The sequence below is a fragment of the Streptococcus parasanguinis genome, assembly GCF_040908565.1.
GTDB classification, from domain to species: Bacteria; Bacillota; Bacilli; order Lactobacillales; family Streptococcaceae; genus Streptococcus; species Streptococcus parasanguinis_AC.
In genome coordinates this window covers 155,606-179,128 of sequence record NZ_JBDGEA010000002.1, presented here as the reverse complement: position 1 = coordinate 179,128, position 23,523 = coordinate 155,606, and the positions used below count along the sequence as shown (strand labels likewise).

Below are 23,523 nucleotides of genomic sequence, written 5' to 3'. Positions count from 1 at the left end.
AGAAGACTTCCACAAACTGATGAAACAGCGCCTAACTGTTTCAAAAAAAGCAAGTGAAAATGTAAAAGACGGTCTGAATAAGACAAAAAAGCCGGATTGTACCGGCTTTTTCTATTAGTTATTTACGTTTTCCCATTTCCAGTTGTGTACTTCTGGAATATCATCACCGTGTTCACGGATGTAAGCATTATGGAAGGCAATTGTTTCGTCCATTTGAGCTGCAAATTCAGCTGCTTCTGCTCCAAGAGCTGCATTGGCTGCATCTTGTGCCAATTGGAAGCGATCTAATTCAGACATCACACGCATATCGAATGGTGTTGTGATATCTCCGTTTTCACGGTAACCATGTACACGAAGGTTATGGTTGTGACGGTTGAAGAAGATGTCACGGATCATACCTTCATAACCATGGAAAGCAAAGATCACTGGCTTATCAGTTGTGAATACTTTGTCGAATTCTTCGTCTGAAAGACCACGCGGATCAACGGATGGATGACGCAATTTCAAGATATCTACCACATTGACAAAGCGGATCTTCAATTCTGGGAAGGCTTTGTGCAAGATTGTGATGGCTGCAAGAGCTTCAAGGTTTGGCTCTGTACCTGCAGCTGCAATGACAAGATCTGGCTCTTCATCTGCTGACACAGTTGATGCCCAATCGATCACCTTGTATCCTTCACGAACCAATTCTTCCGCTTCATCAGCTGAGTAGAATTGAGGACGTGGGTGTTTTGAAGTAACAATCAAGTTTACCTTGTCTTCTGCCTTGAAGGCTTTATCCATCACTGCAAGCAAGCTATTGGTATCTGCTGGCAAGTATTCACGGATGTATTCAGGAGTTTTCTCAGCCAAGTGAGTCAAAATACCTGGATCTTGGTGAGTGTAGCCATTGTGGTCTTGTTGGAAGACTGTTGAAGTCGCAATCAAGTTCAAGGCAGGGTAGTTTTTACGCCATGTCGTATGTGTCTTCGATTTACGCAACCATTTGAAGTGTTGAGTAATCATAGAGTCTACGACACGAAGGAAGGATTCGTAAGAAGCGAAGAAGCCATGACGACCTGTCAAGACATATCCTTCCAGCATTCCTTCTGCTTGGTGCTCTGACAATTGAGAGTCAATGACACGTCCAGCAGGGCTCAAAGCTTCGTCGTAGTCTGGTTTCATACGTCCTAACCATTGACGGCTTGTACGAGTGAAGACTTCTTGAAGACGGTTTGATTTGGTTTCATCTGGTCCAAAGATACGGAAGTTGTCTGGGTTTGCATCCACAAGATCTGCTGCATACTTACCAAACTCGATCATATCTTGCGCCATGATAGCACCTGGTGTTTCGATCTTGAAGGCATGTTTCTTCCAATCAGCAGTGTCCATTGGTTTGATGACACCTGCGTTTGTGATTGGATTCATCGCCATGCGACGGTCACCTTTTGGTGCGATTTCTGCAATTTCAGGAATTAATTTACCAGTTTCGTCGAACAACTCAGCTGGACGGTATGATTCCAACCAAGAAAGAAGAGCATCCACATGTTCCATGTGGTGAGCATCTACTGGGATTGGCACTTGGTGAGCACGGAAGCCACCTTCAATTGGTGTTCCTTCCCAAGCTTTTGGACCTGTCCAACCTTTAGGAATACGAGCAATCAAGACAGGGTATACTGGTTGAGTTGCTTCTTCTGCAGAACCTTTACGAGCTTCTGCTTGGACTTTCTTGATTTCTTCAATCGCTTCGTCCAATTTTTCTGCAAACAAAGCATGAGCTGCTTCGTGGTCGTCAGAAATAGCCGTTACGTCTGCAAAGATTGGTTTCCATCCAAGACCTTCAAAGAAGAGGGCTAATTCTTCGTCTGTTTTGCGTTCGAAGATCGTTGGGTTGTGGATCTTCCCACCGTTGAGGTAGAAGATTGGAAGAACAGCACCATCGTTAACTGGGTTCAAGAAGGTATTGGCCAACCAACCAGCCATCAATGGACCAGTTTCTCCTTCACCATCACCGATTACGGTTGCAGCAATCACATCTGGATTATCTAAAACAGCTCCAGCTGCGTGAGAAAGAGCATAACCAAGTTCTCCACCTTCGTGGATAGATCCTGGAGTTTCAGGTGCCGCGTGAGAAGCAATCCCTCCTGGGAATGAGAAGATTTTACATAGGTGTTTAAATCCTTCTTCATTTTGTGGGATATTTGGATTCAATTCTGTATAAGAACCATCTAAGTAAGAGTTGGACACCATTACTTGTCCACCATGACCTGGTCCTTCAATGTAGAACATATCCAAGTCATACTTGTTGATTGCACGGTTCAAGTGTGCGTAAATAAAGTTTTGACCAGGTACAGTTCCCCAGTGTCCGATTGGGTGAGCCTTCAAGTCGTTTTCGACCACTTCACGTTTCAACAACGGGTTGTCTTTCAAGTACATTTGAGCAGCTGAAATATAGTTTGCTGCGCGCCACCACGCATCCACTTTATCCAAGTATGTTTTGCTGTTAAAATCAACAGTCATATTGTCTCCTCACAATTTCTAGACAGGTCTTTTGATCAACCTGTTCATTTTTATTATATAGTTTAAACAATCTGTTTCAGCGTCAAACAGATGATATTGAAGAAAATATTCAATATTACTTCTATTCTATCAAGATTTTCACTTTTTGTACATTAGAAAGTAAGAAAAATATTCTTTGAATATCAAATTTTTTCATCTAAAATAGGCTTCACTATTCTCACAAAAATCCATTGCAAACGGACTTTATCGTTTTTAACAATCAAACAAAGTCCTGTATTGAAATAGTGTTCAATTTAGAACACTTTTTTTCCATTTTAAAAAACACAATTGATACAATCTCATCAGCATGGATACCCAGTTTAAAGTCCATTTTATTGCTAGCTTCACTATAAAATAAGGGACTATTTTTTCAATGATTTTAGTTTAAGTAAAATTAAAAGGAAGAAGATAGGATCATTCTTTCGATTTTCCTAATCTTCTCCCTATTTTTTCATAGATCTATCAACCTACTTAAAGCTAGACCTGGCGGTGAAAAAGGGCTTTCGTTGCCTGATGAACTTGATGAGCAACTTCTGCATTATTCATCGTGTATAGATGAATTCCTGCTACATCTTGCGTTACCAAATCCACAATTTGGTCTACAGCATAGGCAAGTCCTGCTGCTCTGAGTGACTCAGGGTCATTCTCATACTTGTCTAATATAGCCTTAAACTTACGTGGAAGATGAATATTCTCACAAGTCTTCAAGAGACGAAGCGCTTGGTTACGGTTGAGGATTGGCATGATCCCTGCATGAATGGGCACATCAATTCCAGCCAAGGTACACTTGTCTTGGAAATCATAGAAACGCTCATTGTCAAAGAAAAGCTGAGTTACAAGACTTGAGCAACCTGCATCCACTTTTTTCTTGAGATGTTGAATATCTGAGATTTGGTTTGGCGAATCAGGATGTCCCTCTGGATAGCAGGCCCCAATAATTTCAAAATGCGGTGCCTGGTCCTTAATGAATTCAATTAGGTCTGTAGCATAACGGAAATCTTTTTGAGGCTCCACATCAGGAATGATATCCCCACGCAAAGCCAGGATTTTCTGAACCCCAACCTTATCCAAATCTGCAATAGTCTCAGCAACCTTATCCTTAGTCAAGTAGATTGCTGGCAAGTGAGCTATGGTTGGAATGTCTAGGTCGTTTTGAATATGATCTGCTAAAGCAACCGTCGTTTCTTTAATATTGTATTTATTATTGCTAGCGGTCACACTAATAAAGTGTGGCGCCAAGGTCCGCATACTTTCAAGTGCCTGCAAGATATTTGCATTGCCTACGGCAGGATTAGGAGGAAAAACTTCAAATGAAAGAGACGGTGTGTGTTGTGACATATTCTTTCCTTTTCTTTTACTTCTTTGACCAAGTCCTGCAACCACTAAATTTTGTCAAGAGAGTGATGTGAAAACCTTCTACACCAATATAGAAGGTTTTCTACAAATTTCTTACAAGTGTTCACGCGCTTCTTTAGCGGCTTCAACCAGTTTGATCAAGCTTTCTTTTGTTTCTTTAATTCCGCGAGTCTTCAAACCACAGTCAGGGTTGATCCAAACTTTGCCACTTGGTACTTTCGCCAAGATCGCTTCGATAGTGTGATCAATTTCACCGTCTTGTGGGACACGTGGTGAGTGAATATCATATACCCCAGGTCCAACTTCTGTTTGGAAGTTTTTGGCTTTGAGTTCGTCCAAGATTTCAAGGTTTGAACGGCTTGCCTCAAATGAGATGACGTCTGCATCCAAGTTGTCGATGGCTGGGATGATATCTGTAAATTCTGAGTAACACATGTGCGTGTGGATTTGTGTGTCTGGTGCTACTGTTGAGTGTACCAAACGGAAGGCTGGAATCGCCCAGTCAAGGTAGTCTTCGTACCAGTCACTACGACGGAGTGGCAATTTTTCACGAAGAGCAGCCTCGTCGATTTGGATGATTTTCACGCCTGCAGCTTCAAGGTCAAGAACTTCATCCTTAATGGCAAGAGCGATTTGAAGAGTAGAATCCTTGATAGAGATATCTTCACGTGGGAATGACCAGTTAAGGATGGTAACAGGTCCAGTCAACATCCCTTTAACAGGTTTGTCCGTACGGCTTTGTGCGTAGCTAGACCATTTCACAGTGATTGGGTTGAGACGAGTGACATCACCCCAGATGATTGGTGGTTTAACCCCACGCATACCGTATGATTGTACCCAACCGTTTTTAGAGAAGAGGTAACCTGACAAGTTTTGACCGAAGTACTCAACCATGTCGTTCCGTTCAAATTCACCGTGTACAAGCACATCAAATCCAACTTCTTCTTGCCATTTAATCCATTCATCAATTGTTTCAGCAAGGAAGGCATCGTATTCTTCTTGAGTCAATTCACCCTTACGGAAGGCCAAACGTTTAGCACGAACTTCTTTCGTTTGAGGGAATGAACCGATGGTTGTTGTTGGAAGCGCTGGAAGTTTGAAGGATTCTTTTTGGATTTCTTCGCGTTCTGCGAAAGCTGGCAAACGAGTGTAGTCTGCTTCTGTCAACGCTGCGATACGAGCATGCAGTTCAGCATTTGCTCCGACACGTTCGGTTGCAAAGAGTTCTTTGTTGGCAGCAAGAGCTTGATCTCCTTGGCCATTGCGGATGGCATCCAAGTCACGCAATTCACCCAATTTTTCAACCGCAAAGGCGAAGTGGTCCAAAATAGCTGGTTCAAATTCTTCATTAGCAGTTGTAAATGGCACATGAAGAAGGGAGCAAGAAGTAGTCAAGACAACCTTTTCAGCTGGAGCTTGATCCAGGATTTCTAAGCTCTTTTCATAGTTATTGCGCCAGATGTTTTTCCCATTCACAATACCAGCATAAAGGGTCTTATCAGCTGGGAAGCCACCTTTCACCAATTCAAGTGTTTTCTTTCCTTCAACAAAGTCAAGACCAATACCATCTACTGGCAAGTTCACAAGGTCATTGTAGACATCACGAACATCACCAAAGTAGGTTTGAATCAAGACTTCAAGGCCTTTCTTGTCCGCCAAGAGTTTGTTGTAGAGGTTCAAGAAGAGAGCTTTTTCTTCAGCTGACAAATCTTTGACAAGAGCTGGCTCATCGAGTTGGATACGAGTCGCGCCAAGCTCTGCCAATTTTGCAAAGACTTCTTGGTAAGCAGCAGCCAGGCTGTCGACGAAGTCTTCCGCTTTCACACCATCTTCAAAGTCAGATAATTGAAGGAAAGTGAATGGTCCAACCACTACCGGACGAGTGTTGATTCCCAATTCTTTAGCTTCTTGGTACTCATCAAAAATCTTGTGACCAGCCAATTTCACTTCTGTTGTTTTTTCAAATTTAGGAACAATGTAATGGTAGTTCGTATTGAACCATTTTTTCATTGGAAGGGCACGCACATCCCCTTTTTCACCTTGGTAACCACGCGCCAAAGCAAAGTATTGTTCAAGGTCTGTCAAATCCAAGTTTTGAACAGATGCAGGCACGACGTTGAAAAGGAAGGCTGCATCAAGGAAATTGTCGTAATGTGAGAAGTCATTTGAAGGAATCTCTGAGATGCCTTGCTCTTTGACAATGTTCCAGTGTTTAGCACGCAAGTCTTTGGCAGCTGCCAAGAGCTCGTCTGCTGAGATTTCTTTTCTAAAGTATTTTTCAGTTGTAAATTTTAATTCACGGAATTCACCCAAACGTGGGAAACCGATAATTGTAGTTGACATGTTGTGTCCTCCAAAAATTCTAATTGACACTATCATATCAGAAGATAGCCATCTTGTATAATTGCTTTTACACGAATTTTGATATAGGTAAAAACTATAACACGGATTTAATAGGCCTTGGGACCAGAGATCAAAAGTAAAAACTAGGACTGCTTATAAATATTTCCTATAGCCCATGTATCACCGAACCATTTTTGAGCGGATTCTGCTAGAAGAACAGCCCCTAAAAAGCAAAACAGGTCTCCTCTACCAAGAAAGACCCGTGGGAGCATAAACAAACTGCTCTTGTTTACAAATCTAATAAATCTAGTAAATTCTATAAAAATTTATTCGTTAGAATTATTCTATCATCTACTGAAACTTTCCGCCGTGAGAAAAGTGCTAGAAACAATAGTGTTTCTAGCACTCGGAATTATTGAGACCTGAGGCTCAATAATTAGTCTTGGAACTTCGTAGAAGTTCGCTGACGTCCGTAACTCACCTAAGGAAAGTTTTTTAGATGACGTCGTTCCCAATCTGACAGGCCTTCTCTATTGAGAAAGACCTGCTTCTACGAGGAAGTAATTTCCTCTATTATTTTTACTTTTATTAGGCTAATTTGACACAGAAGGCATCCCAAGGGGCTAACTTGCCCGATTCGAGGACTTGCTCCACCTTGGTATTGGCAATGAGAACCTCTTCAACTCCATTGACAAGTGGTAAGTCTTGCTCTTGACTTGAGAGATTGACCACAACCAAATAGACTTTCTCTCTTTCTACCCGCTTGTAAGCAAAAACCTTGTCTGCCGCGTCCACCAATTCATAATCAGCCGTCACAAGCCAAGGATGCTCTTTTCTCAAGGCCACCAGAGCTTGGTAGGTATAGAAAATGGAGTCTGGATCTGCTAGGGCAGCCCCAACATTGATCTCTTTGTAGTTTGGGTTAACCGCAAGCCATGGTTGACCTGTCGTAAAGCCAGCTTCTGCTTCATCATTCCACTGCATCGGTGTCCGTGCATTGTCCCGACCAATATGGCGGATCTGATCCATGATCACTTCGAGTGGCACTCCTTTTTCTAAGGCTTCATGGGCATAGTTGATTGACTCGATATCTTCCACATCCTCGAGGGTCTTAAATGGATAATTGGTCATCCCAATTTCTTCCCCTTGATAGATATACGGAGTTCCCTTCATCAAGTGAAGCAGAATAGCCAAAGCCTTGGCAGATTTGACACGGTAGTCGCCATCATCCCCCCAAGTTGACACAATCCGTGGGAGATCATGGTTGTTCCAAAAGAGGGAATTCCAGCCTTCGTCTTTTCCTAATTCCGTCTGCCACTTGGTGAAAATTTCTTTCAATTTTGGCACATCCAATTCCTTAGCGTAGTGCCATTTTGGTTGACCCGGTTGGTATTGAAGACCAATGTGTTCAAATTGGAAGACCATGGACAATTCTTGATTTTTTGGATTGGAATATTGCTTAGCAATCTCTGGAGTCGCTCCCCAAGTTTCTCCCACGGTGAGCAGATCCTTATCGCCAAAGGTAGCTTGATTCATTTCCTTCAAATAAGGATGGAGCATGGGACCATTGCTGATGATTTCCTGATCTGGGATCTTACCGATCATATCGATGACATCCATACGGAAACCACCAATTCCCTTTTCAATCCAGAAATTCATCATGTCATAGATCTGATGGCGAAGCTCCTCATTTTCCCAGTTGAGGTCTGGTTGCTTCTTACTGAAGTTATGCAGGTAGTATTGGCCTGATGCTTCATCAAATTCCCAAGCAGAGCCACTAAAAGCAGAAATAATGCCATTGGGCTTATCGCGCCAAATATAGAAATCCCGCTTTGGACTATCTGGATTTTCACGTGCTTCGATAAACCAAGTATGCTCATCAGAGGTATGGTTGACTACCAAGTCCATAATGATTTTGATCTTACGTTTATGGCCTTCTGCGATCAATTCTTCCATATCTTCCATATTACCAAAGATGGAGGCAATATCCTCGTAATCCGAGATGTCATAGCCGTTATCATCCATGGGACTCTTGTAGACTGGTGAGAGCCAGATCGCTGTAATCCCTAATTTTTCCAAGTAGTCTAGCTTGCTCGTGATCCCCTTGAGATCCCCGATGCCATCGCCATTACTATCCTTGAAACTCTTTGGATAAACTTGGTAAATTACGGCATTATGCCACCATTTTTGTTCCATTTTTTTCTTCTCCTTTATGATTGTGAAATCACTTTCATCATACAAAAATAGGGGTAAAATTGCAAGAATTTACAAGTCTTCATTCTCTTCACTGGAATAAATCACTTCAAAGAGACGTTGACGCAAACCTTCCTCTAAAGGCGTAATGATCTTCATCAACTGTTTCCAATTCTTGGCTGTTGAACAAGCCGCAAATAATTCATTCTTCCTATCGTAGGCCAGGTTGGCAGATTTCAAGAGCTCAAACATCCGATCTTCTTTGGCAATAGGACGTGATCGCAGCTCACCCATCGCAATTTCCTGACTGTGATTGTCCACTAAGATAGGGGTTGTCTCAAAGGTATGGAGGAAGAACCGGTGCTGTCTCTTTTCAGGAAGCAGCGTTCGATCACCTGTTAAATCCAGCTTAATCTTTCTTTCATCCCAATTGACAGTTAGGCGGGTTTCAACCTTGTTATCTCCTTCTCCTTCAACGAGTACGAAGGAACGATTGTCACCTGGGAAAAGATGCCAGTCCAGCATTTCTGGGAGCTCTACCCCTGTCTGCGGTTGTGCATCCATAGGGATGATGGCTCCTGCACGCGCAAAGACCGGAATATCCTTGCTAGCTCTAAAGACTGTAAGCTTGCCTTTTCCTTCGTATCTCCAATCATGGAAGAAATCATACCAAACTCCGTCTGGGAACCAAACACTCACAGAAGCACTATGATAGACAGGATCCAGAGCCTCTGTAATTGGAGCCACCATGAGTTCACTACCAAAGAAATATTGATTTTTAGCCTCATAAGCCTCTTCTTCGTTTGGGTAATGGTAATAGAGGGGCTGAACCAAAGGCAGTCCTTCTTCATGCGTCGCCACATTCATGGTGTAAAGATAAGGCAGTAAGCTGTGACGCAGGTGCAAATACTGCTTCATCCAGCGACAGGTCTCAGGCGAGTAAAACCACGGTTCCTTGCTGTTAAAGGCATTACAAGAACTATGGAGACGATTGATCGGGCTAAAGACCCCAAATTGCAACCAGCGAAGAGCCAAGTCTTCATCATAGTAACCCCGCATATGACCACCAATATCGTGACTCCACCACGTATAACCGATATTTGAAGCTGTGCTGGTAAAATAGGGTTGAAAGGCTAGGGATTCCCAAGTCACAATGGTATCCCCTGAAAAACCGATCGGATACCGGTGGCTGCCAGGACCTCCATAACGCGATAAGATAAGACCAGCTTGACCTGTACGACAATTGTCTAGATAATGATAATGATTTAACAACCAAAGGGGATCCATCTTGCCATGACTTCCCTGTTGCCAATCAATCCACCAAAAGTCGACTCCTTGATCTTCCAAGGGATGATGGACATCTTCGAAATAAGCTTCGCGAAAGGCTGGACTGTAAAAGTCAAAGCTAGCCGCTTCTTCTTTTTCCGCATCTAATCCCAAGCGTTTTGCGACCATGGGGTAAGCATCTTCGAAGGCGCGAATCCCATCTGCTGGATGGACATTTAAGGTCACCTTTAAACCACGCTCATGAAGACCATGTAAGAAGGAAGCTGGATCAGGAATCAAGTCCCGGTTCCAACTATAGCCCGTCCAACCACTTCCAAAGCGAGCAGGAATTGCTGTCTTGTGCCAGTCCATATCGATCACACTGACAGCTAAAGGCACCCCTTCAGCTTTGAAACGATCCATTAAATCTATGTACTCCTGACTGGTATAAGGCCAATACCGACTCCACCAGTTTCCCAGAGCATAACGTGGCAAGAGGGGTGGTTGTCCCGTCAGATGGTAAAAATCTTTCAAGGCCCCTAGATAATCGCGCCCATAACCGAAGAAATACAGATCCACTTCTGGACATGGCCGTGCTCTAAATCCGCTTTCGACATCATACAAGTAGGAACTGGAATCGTCCAAAAGAGCATAACCGGCCTTGCTCAAGATCCCATCTTCCAACTCCATAGCTCCATCGACCTCGTCAAGCGTCCGACTGGTCCCTTTCAAGGTCTCAGGTTGATCTCCATAGTGCCACCGGCTACCATAGACTGCATACTGACCCTTGAGCTCGATAAAAAGCCGATCCGGTGTAAAAGGTCCCTTTTCAAAATGAAGGTGGAGATGCTCCGTATGCAGATCGAGGACCTCTTCTGTCTCTACGACCTCACAGGCAACAGGTCCAAAATCACGATTTTGCACAACTTGCGTCTGACCATCTTCAAAAATACCACCCTCTGAATATTCCAAGCGCACCAAAGATTCCGTTAATACGGAGATCCGGTAGTTCTCTCCCTGTATCACTGATCCTGCCATTTGTCTTTCCTCCTCTTTTTTATGGGGCACCTGACTGCCCGCTTTTTATCTGCTTCTCCTCACTGCGTAAGCGTTTACGATTTTACTATAGCACTCAAAAAAAGGCCTGTCAACACCTGACAGAGCCTTTCCTAAAATTTTATGAGATCAACTTCCCCAACGGATCAAGAGATACATGAGACTCGATCCAAACATATCTGCCAAGGCAAGCATGAGGAAAAATGGCAAGAGATTCTTGACGACCTTGAGGACGGACGTTAGGTGAAATTATCCAGTGGATGATTTCAGCAATCCAGGAAGTTCCATGGCTAAATTAAGATACAGAGGGCGTCTGCGGAGTAAAAATTAAAAATCATTTTTCTGCAGAATCATTTCATCTATTTTAGTTAAAAAATAGGTTATCAACATTCTGAGGCTGGGACAAAAGTCCTAGCCTCTCAATTGTCTTTGGATTGTCGAGCAAGACGCAGTGGTTGAGTGGGCTCTACTACGCTGATTTCATCAGCTTTTACAGCCCTACTCAACTGTGCGGAGGTGGGACGACGAAATCGAATTCTAATGAATTACCGATTTCTGTCCCACTCTCAATTACACGATTAGTCTAACAAGTCTTGGATTCTATCCAGATACTGGTTGTCTGTCACCGCCATCACGCGTACCTTAGCTGGCCAGATAAAGTCGGGAGCAATCTGAATATGAAGCGGTTGATCTTCCGCATCTCGATAACCAATAATGTTGAGATGGTACTCCTCTCTGACAGCCAAGTCCTGAAGGCTTTTTCCTACCCAGCTGGATGGAACCGTAAACTCGACTACTACCACTTCTTCATCCAACTGGAAAACTTCAATCCGGTGTTGGAAAAGAATCATTTTAGCGAGGGACATGCCTGCTTCTACCTCTGGCAGGATGACCAAATCAGCCCCAATCTTTTCCAGAATTTCTTTGGTCACTTCATTTTTGACCTTGGCAATGACGTGCTCGACTCCAAGCGCCTTACAGTGCATGACAGCCAGCACACTGGACTCCAGGTTTTCACCCGTCGCGATCACGACTGTGTCACAGTTCCCAATATCTGCTGCATCCAAGAGGTCCAACTCCGTAATGTCTCCAACAATTCCAGTTGTAATCATGGATTCATACTGATTAATCACATCTGCGTGATCATCAATTGCAACAATATCCACATCCTGGTCCTGCAGAGTTTTCAGGACACTCTGTCCAAAAATTCCTAATCCTAAAATTCCAATGGTTCGATTCGCCATGAGTTTCTCCTATCCGATAATGATGTCTGCTTTAGCATATTGCAAGGCATCTGCCTTCTTAGCTTTGTAATTTTTCAAACTGACCATGAGGGTCAAGGGGCCGATCCGACCGATAAACATAAGCACCATGATGATCCCCAGCCCTGCTCCATTTAAGGTCGAGGTCACATTGGCTGTCACGCCTACTGTCGCTAGAGCCGATACTACCTCAAAGACCAGGTACAAAAAGCGTTGACCATCCGGAGTCACGAGACAAAGACCAAAGAGTCCAAGGAGAAAAGTCAACTGGAAAATCACTGCCGTCCCCAAAGAGCGTTGGACCAAGTCTGGTGCGATGGTGCGCTTACCCAGGTTGGTATGTGGCAAGCCGAGCAACTCTTTGCGCGCTAAGAGAATCAGCACCAAGAAGGTGGTGATCTTCATCCCTCCTGCTGTCCCGCCTGGTGCTCCTCCTAGGAACATCTGTAAGAGATAGATAAAGAGCGTCACTGGCCGGACTGCTGTATAATCTAGCGAAGCAAAACCAGCTGTCCGCATACTGACAGTTTGGAAGAAGCTGACCAAGATCTTCTCTCCTAATGGAAGGGACCCAATCGTTGCTGGATTATTAAACTCTGTCAAAAGACTAGTCACTGTCCCCAAGAGGAGGATCGCAGCTGTTAACCAGAGAACCACCTTAGTATGGAAGCGAAGAGTTCGCCGTCCTGATTGATTGCGGGCCTTGGTGGCTAGGTCAAACCAGACCATGAAGCCCAAGCCCCCAGTAATAATAAGAGCAGACAAGGTCAGATTGACCAACCAATCGGTCTGGAAGCTCATCATACTATCGCCTCCAAAATTATCAAAGCCCGCATTACAAAAGGCCGAGACCGCAACAAAGATGGAGTTAAAGATCCCATGCCCCCAGCCAAAGCGAGGGATAAAGCGGGTCATGAGGAGCAAGGCCCCCACCCCTTCGATGGTAAAGGTGGTAATAAAGATGGAGCGGACAAAACGGGCCAAGCTCTGGTTATTGCTAAAACTAAAACTGTCTCGAATGGTCTGCCGGTCCTTGTAACTAAGTTTTTGGCGACCTTCCATAAAGAAGAGACCAATAAAGGTCAAGATCCCTAGGCCTCCGATCTGGATCAAGAGCATACAGATCAATTGCCCCCAACCATTATAGGTCGAAGCCACCGACTGGGTAAAGAGCCCCGTCACACAGACCATGGAGACCGCTGTAAAGAGGTGGTCGATATAGCCTGCTTTTGAGCTCGCTTGCTGGACAAAAGGCAGACTCAATAAGAGCGAGCCCACCAGGATAACCAAGGCAAAGCTGAGAAAGATTCGCCTTGCCGGAGACAGGCTTTTAATTTTGGCCTGCCATTGTTTAAAAAATAATTTGACTAACATAGCTTCATTGTATCATAAAAAGAGAATAGACCTACAAGTGATGAACCATTTCTAGGCACAATTCTAAGGCCTTCTCAAAAGCTTCAGATCCCCAATCACGCTGGTCATAATTTTCCAGATCTGCAAGAGAATCTGCGGTAAATAGGAGCAAGCCCCAAACCGCATCACGAAGCTGGGCGACAGCTGCCAATGAGGCACACTCCATCTCCACAACATGACACCCTTCTTCAATGCGATAGGCCACCTTGTCAGGTGTTTCTCTGTAAAAACCGTCCGTCGACCAGGTCATGACCTCTTGATAAGGAATTTCTTTTCCTTTCAAGACAGTTTCGATGGCGGTCAGTGCACGACTGTCCACTTCCATATAACGAGAAGGCGCTACATAATGGTAACTGGCTCCCTCATCTCGCAAGGCCTTGGTCGGGATCAAAAAGGCATTTTCTTCCATGTCAACCAAGACGCCACAGCTTCCTGAGGAAATGATTTTTCCCACCCCATAGCCAATCAACCAATCCATGAATTGGGCAGCAGGTGCAGATCCAACTGGCGCTTGTGCCAAGCAGACTTTCTCCCCTTGGTGCTCCAGAACATAGACTGGATAAGCCTTGGTAGCTGAGAAAAAGGTAGCCACTTGCTCAGCTCCAACAGTCTTGGCAAAGCGATCAATCTCATCCCCTAAGAAAGCATAAACGCATTTTTCAGGCAGGTGCAGGTCTAACCCCTCATGGGTCGGCATCAGGACTGCCTGTGGGTTGTCGTCAAACTCTAAAATAGGAATTTCATGTTTTTGGATCATCCCTTCTCCTTTTTAATGGGTATTTCTTTAATGACACGGGCTGGGTTTCCTGCAAGGACCACATTGTCACCGAAGGATTTGGTCACGACTGCCCCAGCGCCAGCGACCACATTATCACCCAGCGTGACACCAGGAAGGATGGTGACCCCTCCTCCTGCCCAGAAATTGTCTCCTATCGTAATCGGAGCTCCGTACTCAAGACCCGAGTTGCGCTCATCTGGATCCAGCGGGTGTAAGGGAGTCAAAAATTGGCAATTGGGACCAATCATGGCATTCTTTCCAATCGTAATGGGACAAATATCCAACATGGTCAAATTGTAATTGGCATAGAAATGCTCTCCCAAATGGATGTTGACCCCATAATCCACAAGAACCTGACGATTGAGATAGAGGTTTTCACCAGTAGAGCCAAACCACTCTTTGATGATGGCCTCTCCTTTTTTAGGATCCACCTCTTGATTAAAGGCTTCCTGCTTCTCCCGAGAGGCTTTGGCCAAAGCCCGTAATTCAGGGTCCGCAGGTCTATAATAGTCACCTGCAATCATTTTTTCATATTCACTGGCCATAAGGAAACCTCCACGTTATTTTGACATATTATAGCAGAATTCCCCCTTTAAAACAAACGTCAGAAATAAGGTTTATAAGAAAAAGATCATAAACACTTAAATATACTTAACAGCGCTTGTATCCACTTACAAAATGATGTACAATAAAGGCAAGAACAGCAATAAGGAGCGAATTCATGTACCAGGAACAACGGCTCGAAAAAATCCTAGAACTTTTAGAAGAGCGAAAACAGCTATCCGCTAAAGAAATGGTCGATTATTTCAAGGTCTCAAAAGATACTATCCGCAGAGACTTTGCCCTTCTGAGCCAACGTCAGCTAGTCCGTAGGACCCATGGTGGACTTCTCCCCTTAAACAAAGAACCTGGCCCTTCTTACCTAGACCGCAGTCAGAAAGCCAACAAGGAAAAGACTGTCATGGCTCAAAAGGCCCTGCAATTGATCCAAGATGGACAAATGATTTTTCTTGATGTTTCCACCTCGATGACCCTGCTTGCTGGCATGCTGAATAAGGAAGTCACGGTCTATTCGCATTCCCTTGACAATGCCATCCAGCTCAGTAGCCATTCCCAGGTTGACGTTCATCTCTTAGGCGGGAAATTCTACCCTAAAAACCGCTTCTACTATGACGCGAATCAAGCACACATGCTGGACAATCTTCGCTTTGATCTTGCTTTTTTTGGAGCGAGTAGCTTAGCCAATGGCGAAGTCACCTTTGAGGATGCTGAAGACGTTGCAGTCAAGTCTCTCGTTTTTGAACGGACTCGTACCAAGGTGCTGGTGGCAGAAAGTGCCAAGTTCCACCAACATGCCAACTATTATCTCGCTCGTCTCCAGCAATTTGACTATTGGATTACTGATCAAAAACCAAGCCCTGACATCCTTAAACAAATCGGCAGTGAAACCACTATTCTCTATTAGGAGGTCCCCATTATGTCTCACATTCGTCTCATCATCAGCGACATCGATGGTACCATCTTAAATGATCACCATCAGATCGATCCACAGTTGGCAGCATTGATCCCGGATTTAAAACGCAAAACCATTCCTTTCGTACTGGCCTCTGCTCGCTCTCCAAAAGGGATGGCTCCCATCGCGAGAGAACTCGGTATAGAAGACTGCCCCAAGGCTTGCTACAATGGTGCCTTGATCCAAAAGGGAGAGCAGGTTCTTTTCGAGCATCCTTTGGACAAGACGGAAGCCCGGAACTTTATCGACTGGGCCAAAGCACACTTTCCTCAGGTTTCGATCAACCTCTATAGTGGAAAAGACTGGATGACCGACCGCCTTGACCAATGGAGTCAAGAGGAGGCCCGGATTACAGGAGAAAAACCTCTCATTCTTCCCCTATTGGATCCTTTGCTGGATGCGACAAAGCCCCTCCACAAATTGCTCTTAATTGGAGAGCCAGAAAAGATCCAAGCTCTCTATCGCACTATCTCTGCCACTGACTTCCCTTCCACCGCCTTTTATCTCTCCAAAGCCAACTACCTAGAAGTCACAGCTAAGAACGTTTCCAAAGAAGATGCTCTGGTTGAGCTCGCCAACCATTACCACTTGAGCTTAGAAGAAGTCCTCACCATGGGAGACAACTTCAACGACCTCCCTATGCTCAAAAAAGCAGGCATCGGGGTCGCTATGGGCAACGCTCCACAAGAAGTGAAAGAGGGAGCGACTGTCGTGACAAAGACCAACAATGAAAACGGGGCTGGGCAAGCGGTTGAAACCTATGTGTTGATTTAGAAACATAAATAAAGTGACTAGCTAGTATTTTTGACGGATAAAAAATATAGTAGAAATAGCGATAAAGTAAGGATTCCTGCGGATTAGTAGGAATCCTTTTTCTATTACACCATTTGTATATTTAAATTATTTTATGAATATTTTCCTCAATCGGTTCTTTATCAATAACTAGGGATAAAAGAAAACCAAAAACCCTTGATTATTATACCGTTGACAAGTTTTTCAAAAACCTGTATGATAGAAAAAAGTTTATTAAAAAGGGGACGTATTTTGAAAAAATATACTATTTCACGTAAACAAACTTTAACTTTAGCATCCGTTGTTTTAGGAACTGTCTTCACAGGAACGACTATTGCTTCAGCCGATGACGTTGCACCTAGCACAACCCAAGCTGCTCCTGTAGCTACTACAGCAGCAAAATCACCTATCACTGCTGCAACAGAAGAAATCAATGCCAAAGCCAATACACCAGTTGTTCCTGCTGATAAAGCAAAAGCTGGGGATATTATCGCTGTAGACGTCAAGAAAACTGGCCCATCTGCTAAAACAGACGGCGCAGACACCACCACTACTTCAACAGCAACCATCAAAACGACTAGCTTAGCCGATCAAGACACACCTGTTGGCGCTTCAAAACCAGTATCATCTACCAAGACAGCTACATCAACTAAGGAAACAGCTGACTACACTGAGACAACAACTGAAACCGTCAACAAAACAACTGTAGTCGAAGTGACAAAAGAAGCCGATGTGGTCAATAAAAAAGAAGTCCAAGGAACATCCGACATCGTCTTTGTCATTGATAAATCGGTCTCAATGGATTCCCACATCAATGATACGATGAAAAATGTTGAGACATTCGTCCGTAATTTATCTGCAAAAAATATCCAAGCACGCTTGGGATTGGTTGATTATGAAGACTCAGAGCATACCAACTACCATGATTTTAATGGATCAAAATTCACAACAGATCTAGAAAGCTTTATTTCTGCTTTAAAAGCAATCAAAACCATCGGTGGTTATGAAAATGCTACTGTTCCATTGCACCATATCGCTACTTCAGCAGACTACAACTGGGGGACTGGAGCAAACAACCATCGCTTTGCTTTCTTGATCACAGACGAAGACATTGATCTTACAAAAGATACACCAACCAAAGAAGCAACACTGAAGGCCCTTCAAGATGCAGGTATCTCTTTGACCGTAGTTGGTGAAACATTTGACAAAAAAGACTTTGATCCATTGGTCAATGGGACAAATGGTCTCTACCTAGATATTGACAAAAACTTTGCTGACTTGTTGAACGTTCAATTTGCCAATAAAGTCGTTGAAACCGTCCAAAAAGGTCGTGTCTTCAAGGTACAAACAGACAAGTATGAGTTGATTTCAAAAACTCTTCGCGTGGCGAAAGCAAAACCACAAACACCTAGCATCCAAACGCCTGCAACACCGACTCCTACTCCTCAAAAACCGGCTGTTGTAACACCTGAGAAACCGACAGTATTCACACCAGCTAAAAACGAGCCTGTGAAAACCGCAGTCTATATCGCACCAGCAGCTCTTCCTCAGAAAGAAGCAAGTCTTCCAAATACAGGAAGCAAAAACTCCATTGCTTTGACGACTCTAGGTCTTGGTCTTCTTAGCATGGGTGCTGCCTTTGGACTCTCTCGTAAAACAAAAAAAGACTAACATGAAAAAGCCTAATCAAATGATTAGGCCTTTTTAGCTCGGTACGAATGATTTCTGTTTGCCATTTTCATCAGGAATGTTAGAATCTTCAACTTCTACCAAGAGATTCTTGCCCTCCGCTATGATATAATGGGGACAGTACAAGGGAGGAAACCAATGTTACAAGAACTAGCCTTTACAGGCCAATGGAGACACTATCAAAAACGCGTTCTCGATAAGAGTGACGCTTTTATGGCGGATGGCCACCTGCATTTGGTAGCAGCGCCCGGCTCTGGGAAAACAACCCTGGGTATCGAATTTATCCGGCGCTTTGGTCAGCCAACCCTGATCTTAGCTCCCACGGTCACCATTCGCCAGCAATGGGTGGACCGGATTATCCAGGCATTCCTGAGTGATGAAAGCCAAGCGGAGCAATTAATTTCACAAGACTTAAAACATCCTAAGCTGATTACAGTGGCTACCTATCAGGCCCTACACAGCGCCATGACCCAAGTCGTCGGTCAATCACAAGCTGAGGATACCGATGACCAGGCAGAGATTGAAACATTTGATTTCAAAGGTTTTGATATCTTTACTACTTTCAAAGCCATCTCGCTTGGGACCCTTTGTTTAGATGAGTGTCATCACTTACGCAATGAATGGTGGAAGAGTTTGGAAGCCTTTCGTCAAGCCTTCCCTGACTTAAAGATGATCTCCCTTACCGCTACCCCTCCCTATGAAGGAGACCCTGCCCTTTGGGATCGCTATATCCGCATGTGTGGTGAGATCGATGAGGAAATTACGGTACCCGAATTGGTCAAGGAAGAGACCCTTTGTCCCCACCAAGACTATGTCTACTTTGCCTTTCCAACAAAGGAAGAGCAGGCTCAGTTGGACGCCTTTAGCCAACAAAAGAATGCTTTCTTGCAACAACTGACTTCCGATCCCCTATTTTGCCAATATCTCCAAAACTGCCAGGCCTTATCTGGTCAGATCAGCGATGATGAATTGCTCAATGAGCCCAAGTATCTCTCTGCCACCCTGATCTTTCTTCGTAGCAAGGGAATCGTCTTTCCCAAACGTTTCCAAGACCTTTTAGGAGCTAAAAAACTTCCTGCTTTCACCATGGACTGGCTAGAAATTCTCCTGCAAGGCCTGCTTTTTCAGGTTCCCCACTGGTACAATCTACCAGAAGAATACGAAAAGCAACTCCTCCATGAATTAAAAGCAGCTAGTTTAATCGATCGAAAACAAATCAAACTAGTCCGCAACAAAAAACAAGACCTCCTGCTGAACCAATCCCTTGGAAAACTCAATGCGGTTCGAGAGATTTTCAAGGCGGAATACCAGGCTCTTGGAAGCCAACTGCGCCAACTGGTTTTAACAGACTATATTCGCCAAGACTTTGAAGTTCATCTCGGGGATAAGGATGCCCAATTCACTCAGTTGGGAGTACTCTCGTATTTTGAATCCATTCGCAGAGAAAGCATCGAGCTAACGACTCCTCCTGCCATCGCAGTCTTAACAGGTAGTATCGTCATCATCCCGACGGTCGCTAAGCCAAGATTGGAAGAGCTTCTAGGAGCGGATCGACTGACTTACCAAAGTGTCGGCCAATTATCTCCTGATGACTTTCTCAAAGTTCGCTTAGTTGGTTCTCAACATGATTTAGTGACAGCTGTGACCCAGCTCTTTCAAGAAGGTCTCATCCAAGTCGTGATTGGAACCAAGTCTCTTCTGGGAGAAGGCTGGGATGCTCCTTGTGTCAATTCCCTGATCCTAGCTAGCTTTGTCGGTAGCTTTATGCTCAGCAACCAAATGCGAGGTCGTGCCATCCGAGTGTGGCCTGAGGATCCAGACAAGACCAGTAACATCTGGCATCTGGTCTCTATCAGCCTTTCCCTAAAGAAATGGTATGAAAAGTCCGATCTTGAAAAAGAAGAGATCGAAGCCATCACTGATCAGCTGAAAGAATATAGTCCTGATCTGGAGCTCTTAGAAAGACGGATGAAGCAATTTTTAGGCCTCCACTACAAGGAACCCTTTATCGAATCCGGTATCGAGCGTCTAGCCTTTGACAATATCCGCTATACCAAAAAACAGTTGCAAAAACTCAACGAAGAGACCTTAGAGCGCTCCACTCACCGCCAAGAGCTCCGAGACGGCTGGCAAAAAGCCCTTCCGATTCTGGAGAATATGGAGATTGCAAATGAGGTCCAAGTGGATAAACACTTCCTGCCCCTGGCTCTATTTTTTGACGCCAGAAAGCTGGCTCGCTGGCTGACGGCCGCCACTTTGACCGATGCTTTCGCCAACCTGATTTACTATTCACATAGAGGTGGATGGAATACAGCTTCTCTTATTTTTCTATTCGTCTTAGCTGTTCTCGCACTCCTTGCTTGGCTCCGCTACTATCTCTATAAGAGTCCTTATAAACGATTAGAAGTTTTTGGCCAGGCCATTCACCAAGCTTTACTCCTTTCTGGCCAGATCCAGACCCAGGAGACCCGTATCCAAGTGGTCCGAGACAGGAAGGATGCCATCAACACGCTGATCTATATGAAGGGCGGAACCATGCGAGAGAAAGAAGTCTTCTCGCAAACCATGATCGAATTTTTCGCACCGATTGAAAATCAACGCTATATCTTGAAAGCACAAGAAAAGGTATCCGATCAGACAGAATATTTCGCCGTGCCAAGCCTCTTTGACAAACGGAAAGAAGATGCCCAAGCCTTTGTCGAGCAGATTCGAAAGAGTATAGGCAAATATGACCTCGTCTATACCCGAAGTGCCGAAGGTCGTGCCATTCTCCTAGATGCTCGCATCAAGGCCCTAGCCAACAAACAAGAGCGCACCTTCACCAAGAAGCAAGTGATGTCGGATTTGAAGTAAGCATTTATTTCAACATTAAAAAAATTCTAGTAGACAGCCTCTACTAGAATTTTTTTGTTAGTCAATGACAATCATAGCCTTAATGGTCTTGCGTTCGTCCATGTCTTTATAGGCTTGATCAATCTCATCCAAGCTGTAGCTATGGGTGAAGACGCGACCTGGATTGATATCGCCATCAAGGACGGCCTTGAGCAAGAACTGCTTGTCATAGGTGGTAACAGAGGCTGCTCCACCTGCCACGGAAATATTTTGGGCAAAGGTCGATCCAAGCGCACGATTATTGTAGTGAGGGACACCGACGAAGCCTAAGCGACCACCATTATGAAGAACCCCAAGGGCTTGGTCGACGGCTGCCGCTGTACCGACACATTCAAGAGCAGCATCTGCTCCTCCACCAAGGATTTCACGGACCTTGTCAATCCCTTCTTCCCCACGATCCGCTACGACGGCTGTCGCACCAAATTCCAGAGCCAATTGTTGACGGTCCTCATGCCGGCTCATTAGGACAATTTGCGATGCTCCCCGCATCTTAGCTGCAATCACAGCACATTGCCCCACGGCTCCGTCCCCAATGACAACCACTTTGTCACCCCGTTTTACATGAGCCACACGCGCTGCATGGTAGCCTGTCGGCATGACATCTGCTAGCGTCAAGAAGGATTTGAGCATGGCTTCTGTATAATCTGATGGTTGCCCAGGAATCTTGACAAGAGCCCAGTTAGCATACTCGAAGCGCATGTACTCTGCTTGAACCCCATCAGACCAGTTGCTGCCGATATGGCGGTCACAGGTCCCATCATAGCCAGCGCGGCAGGCATCACACTCCCCACAGCCATGAGTGAAAGGGGCGATGACAAAGTCTCCCGATTTCACCGTTGTAATAGCTTCTCCAATTTCTTCAACGATCCCAATAGCTTCGTGCCCACTATTTTGGTGCCCCTCTTCAATATCTGGATTGCGGTAGCTCCATAGATCAGAGCCACAGACACAGGTGCGAACGATGCGGAGAATGACATCATCTGGTGCTTCGATGTGTGGACGCTCCACTTCTACTAGACCCACTTGCCCAGCTTTTGTATAGACTGTTTTTTTCATAGGGACGACCTACTTTCTATTGCTTACTTGACTATAGTATACACTTTTTATCGAGCACTAGCCCACTTCCTGCTTTCAAACTCCATCATTTAATCATATTTTTTTCCATACTTCTTTTCAAGCATTTTCTTAACTAGATAGGGCATCTTGACATTCTCTCGACCTTTTTTAGCAATCAATTTTTTGACGAAATCAGGCATCTGAATATCTTTTTCTGCTTCCAAAATCTGACCTGTACTTGAAGGAGCTTCCAACTCATCAAAAGTCTCTAGCTGAGGTTGATAGTAACGATAGTCACCATCTATATGAGACTGAATGGCTGACAGAAGAGCTTTAATCAGTCGTGAATCGCTATTTGGCATAGGAGGTCGGTGATAAGCCACTCCGAGCTCTTGGCATAGCTCCTTACACTCCACATCATTATCAAAAAGAACCTCAATATGCTCACTAATAAAAGCAATCGGAACAAAAATATAGTGGTTCGGGTGTTCACTCTCATCTCGCAGATATTCTAAGACATCTGGTTTAATCCAAGGAATACCTATATCACTCTCACTCTGCCATGTATTGGTATACTGGTCTTCTTCAAGGCCTAAAATTTCCACAATCAAGCGACTATTGTCATAAATCTGATCGATATAAGGATCACCAAAATCAAGTGCCAAAACTGGGACACTATGAGCTGAAAAAATCACCCTAAAGCTGTCATCTCCAATCTTATCTAAAATCTTTTGGATCTCATCAGCCCAATAGTGGAGTAGGTCATGTTCACGGTACCAATCCTTGATAATTTGGAACCTAATCTGCTCACTTTCTAAAAATTTCTCATACCCCATGACAGAATAGTAGGAATAATGAGGCTCTAAAATCAAGCACAAACATTCTTCAATTCCGTCATTCTCCATCTCTTTGATTACATCAGTGATAAAAGGGCGGGAAAATTTATTAGCAAAGTAAACCGACGCTTGATTTCCAAGAGCAGTAGCAACCATGTCCACTTCTTCTCTAGTTATCCTTTGGAGTGGGGTTCCACCGATTCGGACGTAATTGTCATATAAAGTCTGAATTTCATGTGGTTCAGGACGAACCCCACGGCGTATATTTGTGAAAAATTCCGCTACTCCTTCATAGGTAATCTCTTCTGGTGACCCAAAAGTCATCATCAACACAGCTCTTTTACTCATAACTACTCCTTACTATATACTTTCCACTATTTTACCATGAAAAGGATTTCTTTAGGAAACTCTTTTATAAATCATTTGGAAGAAGCAACTAATTTTCTAGGTAAATACACAAGCTATTAAAAGAAATCATTCAAAGAAAGTGGAACAAATATCTTTTTATGTCCAATCCGATACTGTATTATTCTTTGAAAA

At 44.2% G+C, this 23,523-nt stretch carries 15 protein-coding genes and 1 pseudogene; 4 read left to right on the top strand and 12 right to left on the bottom strand.

Features of this window, described 5'->3' with window-relative positions; all coding sequences use genetic code 11:
- Positions 1-114 precede the first annotated feature (114 nt).
- From AB5Y61_RS01935 to AB5Y61_RS01890, 10 genes and pseudogenes are all read right to left on the bottom strand, one after another.
- Entirely contained in the window at positions 115-2,499 is a 2,385-nt protein-coding gene (locus AB5Y61_RS01935) for a phosphoketolase (protein ID WP_368402910.1), read from the bottom strand.
- A gap of 516 nt (positions 2,500-3,015) precedes the next feature.
- Positions 3,016-3,876, bottom strand: a complete 861-nt coding sequence (gene metF / locus AB5Y61_RS01930) for a methylenetetrahydrofolate reductase [NAD(P)H] (protein ID WP_368402908.1) — start codon at positions 3,874-3,876, stop codon at positions 3,016-3,018.
- A 111-nt stretch (positions 3,877-3,987) separates the two neighbouring features.
- On the bottom strand, positions 3,988-6,237 hold the full coding sequence (gene metE / locus AB5Y61_RS01925) for a 5-methyltetrahydropteroyltriglutamate--homocysteine S-methyltransferase (protein WP_368402906.1): 2,250 nt from the start codon (positions 6,235-6,237) through the stop codon (positions 3,988-3,990).
- A 588-nt stretch (positions 6,238-6,825) separates the two neighbouring features.
- A complete protein-coding gene (locus tag AB5Y61_RS01920; RefSeq protein WP_368402904.1) occupies positions 6,826-8,433 on the bottom strand; it encodes an alpha-glucosidase in 1,608 nt (535 codons plus the stop codon).
- A 69-nt stretch (positions 8,434-8,502) separates the two neighbouring features.
- Entirely contained in the window at positions 8,503-10,734 is a 2,232-nt protein-coding gene (locus tag AB5Y61_RS01915; RefSeq protein ID WP_368402902.1) for a glycoside hydrolase family 31 protein, read from the bottom strand.
- A 147-nt stretch (positions 10,735-10,881) separates the two neighbouring features.
- Positions 10,882-10,974 (bottom strand): annotated as a pseudogene (locus AB5Y61_RS01910) (CPBP family intramembrane glutamate endopeptidase); the annotation flags it as partial.
- 356 nt (positions 10,975-11,330) lie between these two features.
- Positions 11,331-11,996: a TrkA family potassium uptake protein gene (locus AB5Y61_RS01905; protein WP_368402900.1), complete on the bottom strand. Its 666-nt coding sequence runs from the start codon at positions 11,994-11,996 to the stop codon at positions 11,331-11,333.
- 9 nt (positions 11,997-12,005) lie between these two features.
- Entirely contained in the window at positions 12,006-13,388 is a 1,383-nt protein-coding gene (locus AB5Y61_RS01900; RefSeq protein WP_368402898.1) for a TrkH family potassium uptake protein, read from the bottom strand.
- A 31-nt stretch (positions 13,389-13,419) separates the two neighbouring features.
- Positions 13,420-14,184, bottom strand: coding sequence for a nucleoside phosphorylase (locus tag AB5Y61_RS01895; RefSeq protein ID WP_368402896.1), 765 nt, complete (start codon positions 14,182-14,184; stop codon positions 13,420-13,422).
- Positions 14,181-14,750 (bottom strand): sugar O-acetyltransferase, encoded by a 570-nt coding sequence (locus tag AB5Y61_RS01890; RefSeq protein WP_368402894.1) that lies wholly within the window; start codon positions 14,748-14,750, stop codon positions 14,181-14,183. The genes AB5Y61_RS01895 and AB5Y61_RS01890 overlap by 4 nt, the downstream gene beginning before the upstream one ends.
- Positions 14,751-14,926: 176 nt before the next feature.
- Between AB5Y61_RS01890 and AB5Y61_RS01885 the strand changes: the two genes are divergently transcribed.
- From AB5Y61_RS01885 to AB5Y61_RS01870, 4 genes are all read left to right on the top strand, one after another.
- Positions 14,927-15,670 (top strand): DeoR/GlpR family DNA-binding transcription regulator, encoded by a 744-nt coding sequence (locus AB5Y61_RS01885; protein WP_368402892.1) that lies wholly within the window; start codon positions 14,927-14,929, stop codon positions 15,668-15,670.
- Between the two features lie 12 nt (positions 15,671-15,682).
- Positions 15,683-16,492 carry a Cof-type HAD-IIB family hydrolase gene (locus tag AB5Y61_RS01880; RefSeq protein ID WP_368402890.1) on the top strand — a complete coding sequence of 270 codons (810 nt, stop codon included), beginning with the start codon at positions 15,683-15,685 and terminating at the stop codon, positions 16,490-16,492.
- Between the two features lie 270 nt (positions 16,493-16,762).
- The gene (locus tag AB5Y61_RS01875) at positions 16,763-18,181 is read left to right on the top strand and encodes a vWA domain-containing protein (RefSeq protein WP_368402888.1); all 1,419 of its coding nucleotides are present in this window, start codon (positions 16,763-16,765) and stop codon (positions 18,179-18,181) included.
- A 156-nt stretch (positions 18,182-18,337) separates the two neighbouring features.
- Positions 18,338-21,052 carry a DEAD/DEAH box helicase family protein gene (locus AB5Y61_RS01870; protein ID WP_368402887.1) on the top strand — a complete coding sequence of 905 codons (2,715 nt, stop codon included), beginning with the start codon at positions 18,338-18,340 and terminating at the stop codon, positions 21,050-21,052.
- A 57-nt stretch (positions 21,053-21,109) separates the two neighbouring features.
- On the opposite strand, the gene AB5Y61_RS01865 is transcribed toward AB5Y61_RS01870, so the two are convergent.
- Both AB5Y61_RS01865 and hemH read right to left on the bottom strand, forming a co-directional pair.
- Positions 21,110-22,147 (bottom strand): zinc-binding dehydrogenase, encoded by a 1,038-nt coding sequence (locus AB5Y61_RS01865; protein WP_368402885.1) that lies wholly within the window; start codon positions 22,145-22,147, stop codon positions 21,110-21,112.
- Between the two features lie 89 nt (positions 22,148-22,236).
- Positions 22,237-23,331 carry a ferrochelatase gene (hemH, locus tag AB5Y61_RS01860; RefSeq protein ID WP_368402883.1) on the bottom strand — a complete coding sequence of 365 codons (1,095 nt, stop codon included), beginning with the start codon at positions 23,329-23,331 and terminating at the stop codon, positions 22,237-22,239.
- Between the last annotated feature and the right edge of the window lie 192 nt (positions 23,332-23,523).

Excerpts from the sequence above, each read along its gene's own strand:
- AB5Y61_RS01935 (WP_368402910.1), bottom strand. The coding sequence starts at position 2,499 with ATGACTGTTGATTTTAACAGCAAAACATACTTGGATAAAGTGGATGCG.
- metF (WP_368402908.1), bottom strand. The coding sequence starts at position 3,876 with ATGTCACAACACACACCGTCTCTTTCATTTGAAGTTTTTCCTCCTAAT.
- metE (WP_368402906.1), bottom strand. The coding sequence starts at position 6,237 with ATGTCAACTACAATTATCGGTTTCCCACGTTTGGGTGAATTCCGTGAA.
- AB5Y61_RS01920 (WP_368402904.1), bottom strand. The coding sequence starts at position 8,433 with ATGGAACAAAAATGGTGGCATAATGCCGTAATTTACCAAGTTTATCCA.
- AB5Y61_RS01915 (WP_368402902.1), bottom strand. The coding sequence starts at position 10,734 with ATGGCAGGATCAGTGATACAGGGAGAGAACTACCGGATCTCCGTATTA.
- AB5Y61_RS01905 (WP_368402900.1), bottom strand. The coding sequence starts at position 11,996 with ATGGCGAATCGAACCATTGGAATTTTAGGATTAGGAATTTTTGGACAG.
- AB5Y61_RS01900 (WP_368402898.1), bottom strand. The coding sequence starts at position 13,388 with ATGTTAGTCAAATTATTTTTTAAACAATGGCAGGCCAAAATTAAAAGC.
- AB5Y61_RS01895 (WP_368402896.1), bottom strand. The coding sequence starts at position 14,184 with ATGATCCAAAAACATGAAATTCCTATTTTAGAGTTTGACGACAACCCA.
- AB5Y61_RS01890 (WP_368402894.1), bottom strand. The coding sequence starts at position 14,750 with ATGGCCAGTGAATATGAAAAAATGATTGCAGGTGACTATTATAGACCT.
- AB5Y61_RS01885 (WP_368402892.1), top strand. The coding sequence starts at position 14,927 with ATGTACCAGGAACAACGGCTCGAAAAAATCCTAGAACTTTTAGAAGAG.
- AB5Y61_RS01880 (WP_368402890.1), top strand. The coding sequence starts at position 15,683 with ATGTCTCACATTCGTCTCATCATCAGCGACATCGATGGTACCATCTTA.
- AB5Y61_RS01870 (WP_368402887.1), top strand. The coding sequence starts at position 18,338 with ATGTTACAAGAACTAGCCTTTACAGGCCAATGGAGACACTATCAAAAA.
- AB5Y61_RS01865 (WP_368402885.1), bottom strand. The coding sequence starts at position 22,147 with ATGAAAAAAACAGTCTATACAAAAGCTGGGCAAGTGGGTCTAGTAGAA.
- hemH (WP_368402883.1), bottom strand. The coding sequence starts at position 23,331 with ATGAGTAAAAGAGCTGTGTTGATGATGACTTTTGGGTCACCAGAAGAG.